This is a genomic window from Pseudoalteromonas sp. Z1A8, assembly GCF_011378855.1.
Classification (GTDB): domain Bacteria; phylum Pseudomonadota; class Gammaproteobacteria; order Enterobacterales; family Alteromonadaceae; genus Pseudoalteromonas.
This window is the reverse complement of the sequence record NZ_WTLB01000045.1, coordinates 25,414-32,987: the sequence shown is the minus strand read 5'-3', so window position 1 is coordinate 32,987 and position 7,574 is coordinate 25,414. Positions and strand designations below refer to the sequence as shown.

General features: G+C 39.6%; 6 protein-coding genes and 1 pseudogene. 1 reads left to right on the top strand and 6 read right to left on the bottom strand.

Translation table 11 applies throughout. The features are described 5' to 3' along the window. Positions 1 to 84: 84 nt before the first annotated feature. The 6 genes and pseudogenes from GQR55_RS15695 to GQR55_RS15670 form a co-directional block, all read right to left on the bottom strand. Positions 85 to 603 (bottom strand): annotated as a pseudogene (locus tag GQR55_RS15695) (SDR family NAD(P)-dependent oxidoreductase); the annotation flags it as partial. Between the two features lie 59 nt (positions 604 to 662). Beyond that, positions 663 to 1,166, bottom strand: coding sequence for an Mpo1-like protein (locus GQR55_RS15690; RefSeq protein WP_166421339.1), 504 nt, complete (start codon positions 1,164 to 1,166; stop codon positions 663 to 665). 84 nt (positions 1,167 to 1,250) lie between these two features. Beyond that, the gene (locus GQR55_RS15685; RefSeq protein ID WP_166421338.1) at positions 1,251 to 1,658 is read right to left on the bottom strand and encodes a hypothetical protein; all 408 of its coding nucleotides are present in this window, start codon (positions 1,656 to 1,658) and stop codon (positions 1,251 to 1,253) included. Positions 1,659 to 1,730: 72 nt separating this feature from the next. Continuing rightward, entirely contained in the window at positions 1,731 to 2,405 is a 675-nt protein-coding gene (locus GQR55_RS15680; protein ID WP_166421337.1) for a Crp/Fnr family transcriptional regulator, read from the bottom strand. Positions 2,406 to 2,408: 3 nt separating this feature from the next. Next, entirely contained in the window at positions 2,409 to 3,068 is a 660-nt protein-coding gene (locus tag GQR55_RS15675) for a hypothetical protein (protein ID WP_240916879.1), read from the bottom strand. Between the two features lie 76 nt (positions 3,069 to 3,144). Continuing rightward, on the bottom strand, positions 3,145 to 4,053 hold the full coding sequence (locus GQR55_RS15670; RefSeq protein WP_166421335.1) for an MBL fold metallo-hydrolase: 909 nt from the start codon (positions 4,051 to 4,053) through the stop codon (positions 3,145 to 3,147). Positions 4,054 to 4,536: 483 nt separating this feature from the next. On the opposite strand from GQR55_RS15670, the gene GQR55_RS15665 reads away from it, so the two are divergent. Further along, complete coding sequence (locus GQR55_RS15665; RefSeq protein ID WP_166421334.1) at positions 4,537 to 7,503, top strand: TonB-dependent receptor; 2,967 nt, start codon at positions 4,537 to 4,539, stop codon at positions 7,501 to 7,503. The last annotated feature ends 71 nt before the right edge of the window (positions 7,504 to 7,574 follow it).

Genomic DNA, 7,574 nt, shown 5'->3' with positions numbered 1-7,574 from the left:
GGGATAGATAGTGGTTTGGCGATTACTATCAGATCAAATTCAGAGCATGTTTTCAAGTTTTATTCCTTAAGATCCAACCTATGTATGTTCGCTAACTTCTGCACGTAGGCAATCCATAAAACCAACAACCGCATATTTAGAACCCGAGTAACCTGTTCTAAATTTTGAACCTACTTTACCCGCCACACTACTAATAGACACAATTGAGCCACTGCGCCTTGCCACCATAGTAGGTAATACAGCTTTAGTCAGTGCAATTAAGCCAAAGTAATTAACCTCCATTAATTGGCGATACACGTTAAAGTCGTTTTCTAAAAATAAACTGCGCTGCGATACGCCGCCGTTATTAATTAAAATATCAATTGCAGGAAGCTCGCTCATTTGCGCAATTATTGTGCTTAGTACCAGCTCTGGCTGGGCTAAATCAAGCGGCACAACTAAGTGCCCTTCGCCTTTAAGCGTTGCTTTTAAATCGTTTAGTTTATCTACATTGCGCGCCGATAAAATAACGCGCGCTCCAAGCTCGGCAAATTGTATAGCAAGTTCTTTACCAATACCTGATGATGCCCCGGTGATCCACACGGTTTTATTATTATATTGCATGCGTTATCTGCCTTTTATTGTTATTTATTAAGTTTTATTAAGGTACTTAGTAAAGTATTTTACGCCTTTGTAGAGCCTGCTATTGCGTTTATTTCATCTTCTAATGTTTTGTAAAAGCCCATTAAAAATAGTAGCTCAACAGTTACGTACAAAGGGCCAATAATTAAGCCAATTAGGTCATCTACAAACGCCGGTTTTTTACCTTCGTAATAGTGCCCAATAAACTGTAACACCCAGCCAAATACAAACACACCTACGCCAATACTCAACCAAGGCCAAAATGCCATTGCTGCAATGGGCTGAGCAGCAACAAGGAGCAAAGTGAATATTACGGCCATAATAAAGCCAAGCGAAAAGCTCAGCATAAAATAATAAACAACCGACGCTAATACAAAAAGTTGTGCGCCATCAATTACTACGCTACCAAGGGGTATTTGAATACGCGCAAGTAAACACAACGCTGCAAATACAATGAGCGGAATACCAAAAAAGTGCGTTAGTACATTGCGCTTAGAACGATGATACAAACCATATTTACCAAGTTGCTGTTGAAGTGTTTTCATTGTTTTGCCTTTATTTTTATATATAAAACTTACTTTAGCAAAAGTAGACACAACAACAATGTCAGGTATCCGACATTTTGTAAATTAAACGAATGCAGAAATTATTTTACCCGGCTCATGCTCACCTTTCATATCCGTTCGCTCGCGCCCTTTTTGATACTCTTGCTCAAGCATTTTTTGAAGTTCCTCTATTTTATCAGCAATTGCGCTAGGGTCTGCGCCCTCACTTTGCTGTTCTTTAATGAGCTCTTCTATTGTCGCTTTTAGCTCGTCTATTTTGTTTTTGTTTACACCTAAGCGCTGATAAACCAACGCTTCTTGAGCACTTTCTAAAAACGTTGGTTCTTTAGGGGCTGAGGTAATGCCTTTAACATCATTTGTTTTTTCGTTAGGGAGGGTATTAGTTGCCGCAACTTCGCTTGAACCTGCCGCTTTATTTACCGCAGGAGAGTTATAATTACTATATTGATTTTTAAAGGTTATTGTAGTCATTAGCTCAAATCCATTGTTGCGTTACATTATCTGTAGCAATTTTGGTTCCAACTAAATAAAAACAGCCTCTATTTAAGCCTGTGTAGCACGCGCCTGTAACTTTTGTTTATCTAAAACAGTTATGCGTTGATACCCCAAACTAATGGCTTGTAGGCTAACAAGCTGTTGCAGTATTTGATTAATAGTTTGGCGCGTTAGGTAGGTCATATCAGCAAGTTGCTGCTGAGATAAAACAAGCGGTGTTAAGTGCTCTGTATGTTCGCTAAGCATTAAAAGTCGATTGCATACTTTTTGCTCAGCACTTAGTAATGCGTGATCTTCCATTGAGGTAAACATTAGCCGTAACTTTTGTGCCAGCAATAAACCAAACTCTTGCCAATATTGTGGCTGTTCGTTTAATAGCTGTTCAAGCTCGCGTTGGGGCACGTAAAAAAGCACAACATCAGTTTGTGCATATACGTCATGAGTACGCAGGCCACCATCAAACAAGGTTACTTCACCAAACCACAGTGACGAATCAATAAAACTGAGTACAGCTTCTTTGCCTTCGTTACTTACGCCACTAATACGCACTACTCCGTTAAGCACTGCATAAATGCCATCGTGCTTATCACCTCGCAAAAATAACGATTGCTGAGCTTTAAGCGAGAGTATTTTACCCTGCGTTAATAAAAAGCTTTTTAAATAAGGGCTACGATTTTTAAACCAGTGCCCTTGCTCTATAACGTTTTGCTGCTGTGGAGTCATTATTTACTGCATTTGCTTGTTAAATGGCTGTTTTTCGCTCACCAATTTTTTAGGGAAGTTTAAATCGGTTGCTATAACAAAATCATCATAAGGATCATTACCCGAAAACAACTCAGAAATTAATGTATCGTTTTTATAAACATTAACGGTTACACCACTGCCCATACCGCCTGAGTTAATAATGTAGTAATGATATTCGCCGTTACTAAAAAATAAAATACTCTCGCCAATACGCCCTACTTGCCTGTAGTAACTACCAAATGGTGCATCTGGAGTGGCTTCTTTTTCAAGCCCTATGTCATTAATTCGACCAAATCGATAACTAAGTGATGAGTCATCTTTTGCAACACAAATAGAAAGCACTTTATCGGTAGGTTCTAACTTGTAGGCTGTACTTTCATCTGGGTTACGCACAACTTTATGCATTTTTGCGTTAATGTAGGCTGCTTCATTACTTTTACAATGTGTTGCCAGCATACCGACCACTAAAGCGGGTTCGTTTGTTTGAGCTGCTGAAGGCGTGTTTACTTTGAGATCAGAGGGTAAGTTACTTACATTATTATTTAGCTGAGGGCTATCTTGCATTGCCATACTTTGGTCGTCACAACCAAACAGTGCAAACAAGAAGAAAGAATAAAAGCTCGCTAAAAATTTAATGCGCATAATAAAATCCATCTATGAGAGAGCCTTTAAAATAGCGATAAAACTAGCGACCCGCAACACTCTTATGCGCAATACTTTATAAGTTTATTTTTAAACCATCTTCTGCAAAAACTACGTTACTTTTTAGTGATTTAATTAACGATTTTTTAAACAATTGCTGATTTTTTAATGACCGATTCATAAAATGAGATAGAACCGCCGTTTTAGGTGCAGCCTCAATTAGTACCTTAGTGATTTGACTTGGGGTAATGTGTAAATTTTTAGCCCCGTCTGATGCGTTTTCATCAATTGCGTTGTGCATAACCACTACATCGGCATTTTTAGCAAAGTCAGTAAATGTGCCGAACTTGTCGGTCATGTCGCCTGCAAACACAAGTTCGCATCCTGCTATACTCACTTTCCACGCTAAAGCCGGAATAGGTCCATGGTTAACTGTCATTGCATTAACAGCCAAATCACTTTGTAGTGATTGTTTAAATTCATTTTGTTTTGTTGATGCAACAGAACGAATATCTAATTTGTAGTTTTCATTACCTTCTACGTAATCACTTAAGTATCTAAATGCGCCCTGCTTACCTAGTAACGCTTGTGCATATTTGTTAGTAGAAGCCATTACACGGTTGCCCTGGGGGCCAAATATCGCAAGTGTTTTATCGCGTGATGTAAAGTAACTGCCTTTTATAAAACTAGGTAAATCGCCAGCATGATCAGTGTGTAAATGGCTTAATAAAATGGCATCAACATCACTAAATTTTGCACCTGCTTTATCAAACCCAATACTGGCACCAGAGCCTACGTCAACTAACACTCTGGCTTTATTTTCGTGCCAAATAAGGTAACTTGTTGATGCGCGACCATCGTTAAGCTCAGGGCCGCCCGAGCCTAAAATTTGCAAACTTACATCACTACATTGCTGCGCGCCAATACTACTAAACGACGCCATAATTAAAGCGGTTGCAGCTAATCCTTGTTTTACATTGCTCATAATTATTAATACCTATAAATAGTGTTTTAAGTTGAGTCTATGGCTGAGTGTAATAAGTAATTTAAGTTTTGTCCTAGTTGAGTGACCAACGGCCTACTTATTAATTTTAGCCCTTACTAAAAGCTGATTTAAACACCTTATTAAAGTGTTTAAATAACTAAATGAATCAATAACCAGTTTTCTTATAATAAAATGTTGTTACACAACTATTTAAAACGGTTTTTTATAACCACCTGTAATTTATAATTTAAATAAAATTAAATTTAAAAAGCATACATTTTAAAAACAATTTAGTCTCATTTTATTAAAACAATAGTTGACCCTATTTAAAATTTAAACTAGCATTTCTGGAAGCGCTTCCACAAAGCTCAGTTAAATGAGCTTTTATGGAAGCGCTTCCATACATTTGACAATGTTTATAATTACACAATAACAGCTCCATACAGCTGTTAATAATAATGATAAAAGTGCGAGGGAAACCGAATGTCCAACCATATTGTAAGAAAAACAAAGATAGCGACCAGCCTATCTCTGATTTTAGGCGCATCAATCTCTTTACCGGTATATGCACAAGAAGCAAATACCGATGTTGAAGTAATTCAAGTTACTGGTTTTAAGAGCAGTATTAAAGAGTCAACTCGATTAAAGCGCGACGCCGCAGGCGTTGTAGATGCTATATCAGCTGAAGATATTGGTAAATTCCCCGATACCAACTTAGCCGAGTCACTACAGCGTATTACGGGTGTGTCGATTGATCGTTCAAACGGCGAAGGCTCTAAAGTGACTGTTCGTGGTTTTGGCCCCGACTACAATATGGTAACCCTAAACGGACGTACTATGCCGGCGGCTTCTTTGCCTGCAGGCGGTGGTACACCAAGCTCTCGTGCTTTTGACTTTGCAAACTTAGCGTCTGATAGCGTTAAGTCGGTTGAAGTATATAAAACAGGTAAAGCAAGCATTGCATCTGGTGGTATTGGCGCAACAATTAATATTAATACGGCTCGCCCACTTGATAACCCAGGCTTTGTTTCAAGCATTGGCGTAAAAGCATTACACGACTCAACAAACCGCGTTGGTGATGACATAACACCTGAGCTTTCGGGCTTAATTAGCTGGACCGACAGCGAAGCTAAATTTGGCGCCTCACTTACAGCAAGTATGCAGCAACGTGATAGTTCATCTACCGGTGCGTTTGTAAATCAATGGAATACATCTGCTTTTGACGGCACAATTCCACAAGCTGCAGACGATATTGTTTTAACTAATGCACCCGCTGTTGGCCAGCTTTATTCAATGCCATCAGATTTGCGCTACACCATTGCCGACAGTGAACGTACTCGAACAAACGCGCAATTAACGCTGCAGTATAGCCCAATTGACGATTTAACAGTCACGCTTGATTACACCTATTCTAAGCAAGACTTATTCGAAGCCCGTGCTGAGCAATCAATATGGATGGATAATTACAAAAGCGCACTAACGTTTGACGATAACACAGTAAAAACTCCTATTTACTACCAAGAAGAACGTCGCGATCAGCAAACACGCGATTTAGGTTTAGCGTTTCAAGAGCTAAACCAAGTTAACCAAAACGACTCTATTGGCTTAAACGTTGAGTACTATTTCAATTCAGAATTGAGCTTTATGTTTGATGCGCACAATTCAAAAGCAACTAGTAAACCAGATGCAGCTTACGGCAGCTGGGTAAACGCAGGCTTAGGCGCAAACGTAGTTAACGCACAAGAAGTTGATTTTAGCCGCGAGCTTCCATCAATGAGTATCGACTTTAATGATTGCCTCCGAGACAATTTAAATTGTAATAACACGTTAGATGCCTCTGATGTGGGAACGTCTATTTTAGATTCTAACTTTGCTCGCCAAGAGTCTGAAGTAACAGAATTTAGATTGCATGGTAAATACGAAATTGAAAACGGGGCAATTGACTTTGGCATAGAGTCTCGCTCTATGGAAAGCCATTCACTACAATCTCTTACACGTAATACAATGGGTAACTGGGGTATCGAAAACCCAGGCGAACTACCTGATGGCTACCTAAATCCAACAAACTTTTTAGCCGAATTTGACGACTACGATACATCAGGTTCGTATAACCAAGGATTCACAGGCAGCGCATCGCAAATTGGCTACTGGGCAGGTGAAGAATACGGCTTTAATTTTGCAGCCGATGGCGCATTTGCAACTAACCGCACCATTGAAGAAGATATAACAGCAGCGTTCGTGCAATTTACTTACAACGGTTACATTGGCGATATGCCATACAACATCGTAATTGGCGCACGCCAAGAGTCTACCGACATTACCTCAACGGCTAATATCGATTTACCTAACGCCGTAGCGTGGGAAGGCAATAACGACTTCAATGTACGTTTTGGTTCTGACAAAGAAGATTTTTCGCTTAAATCTAGCTACGATCACTTTTTACCAAGCTTTGACTTTGACATAGAAGTAATTGAAAACGTAAAAGCACGTTTTTCTTATAGCACCACTATTGCACGCCCAACTTACGATAACTTAAGCTCTGCAGCAACCGTGGGTGTACCAAGTGGTCCGACTCTGCTCGCTGGTTCGTCACAGGCAACAGCATCAACAGGTAACCCTGGTTTAGTGCCACTTGAATCAGATAATATTGATGTATCGGCTGAATGGTACTTTGCAGAAACAAGCTATGTGTCGGTAGGTTACTACACGAAAGACATCGAAAACTTTATTGGTTTAACGCCAATGACGCAAAACTACTACGGATTACGCGATGCAACAGCGGGCCCTCGCGCACAAGCTGCCATTGCTGAGCTAGAATCTCGCGGACTTGCAGTAACCGATTCAAACTTATTTCAAATGGTTGCAGCAACAGAAAACAACGTTGATTTTGACTCAATGACCTACGAAGAGTTTGAAGCCGCTTACGATGTAATTGCAAATGGTGATGACCCATTACTAGAATTTACAGCACAAGTACCTACAAACAATAAAAATGCCACTATTGATGGTTTTGAAGTTGCCTTTCAGCACTTTTTTGGTGAAAGCGGCTTTGGTGTGCAAGCAAACTACACCACTGTTAATGGCGACATAGACTTCGATGTAAACGCTGACCCTACTACTACACAATTTGCACTAGTGGGTCTAAGCGATACAGCTAACTTTATAGCAATGTACGAAAACGACGATTTTCAAGCACGTATTGCTTACAACTGGCGTGATAAGTTTTTAAATAGCGCAGCGCGTTATATTAACGAGCCAGGCTTTACTGAAGAATATTATCAAATCGACTTTAATGTTGCGTACAACTATAGCGAAAAACTCTCGTTTTTTGTTGAAGGCATTAACATTACTGAGCAAAACAGCCGCGAACATGGCCGTACGTCAGCACAGTTATGGAACCTACAGCAGCTAGGCGCACGTTACAACATTGGTATGCGTTACAACTTCTAAAGGTAATACAAAGTAAAGCCGTTAGTTTTTACTAGCGGCTTTTTTGTATTTAAAACAGTATTAATGCTAGT

Coding starts and splice junctions, on each gene's coding strand:
- GQR55_RS15690 (WP_166421339.1), bottom strand. CDS start 1,166: ATGAAAACACTTCAACAGCAACTTGGTAAATATGGTTTGTATCATCGT.
- GQR55_RS15685 (WP_166421338.1), bottom strand. CDS start 1,658: ATGACTACAATAACCTTTAAAAATCAATATAGTAATTATAACTCTCCT.
- GQR55_RS15680 (WP_166421337.1), bottom strand. CDS start 2,405: ATGACTCCACAGCAGCAAAACGTTATAGAGCAAGGGCACTGGTTTAAA.
- GQR55_RS15675 (WP_240916879.1), bottom strand. CDS start 3,068: ATGCGCATTAAATTTTTAGCGAGCTTTTATTCTTTCTTCTTGTTTGCA.
- GQR55_RS15670 (WP_166421335.1), bottom strand. CDS start 4,053: ATGAGCAATGTAAAACAAGGATTAGCTGCAACCGCTTTAATTATGGCG.
- GQR55_RS15665 (WP_166421334.1), top strand. CDS start 4,537: ATGTCCAACCATATTGTAAGAAAAACAAAGATAGCGACCAGCCTATCT.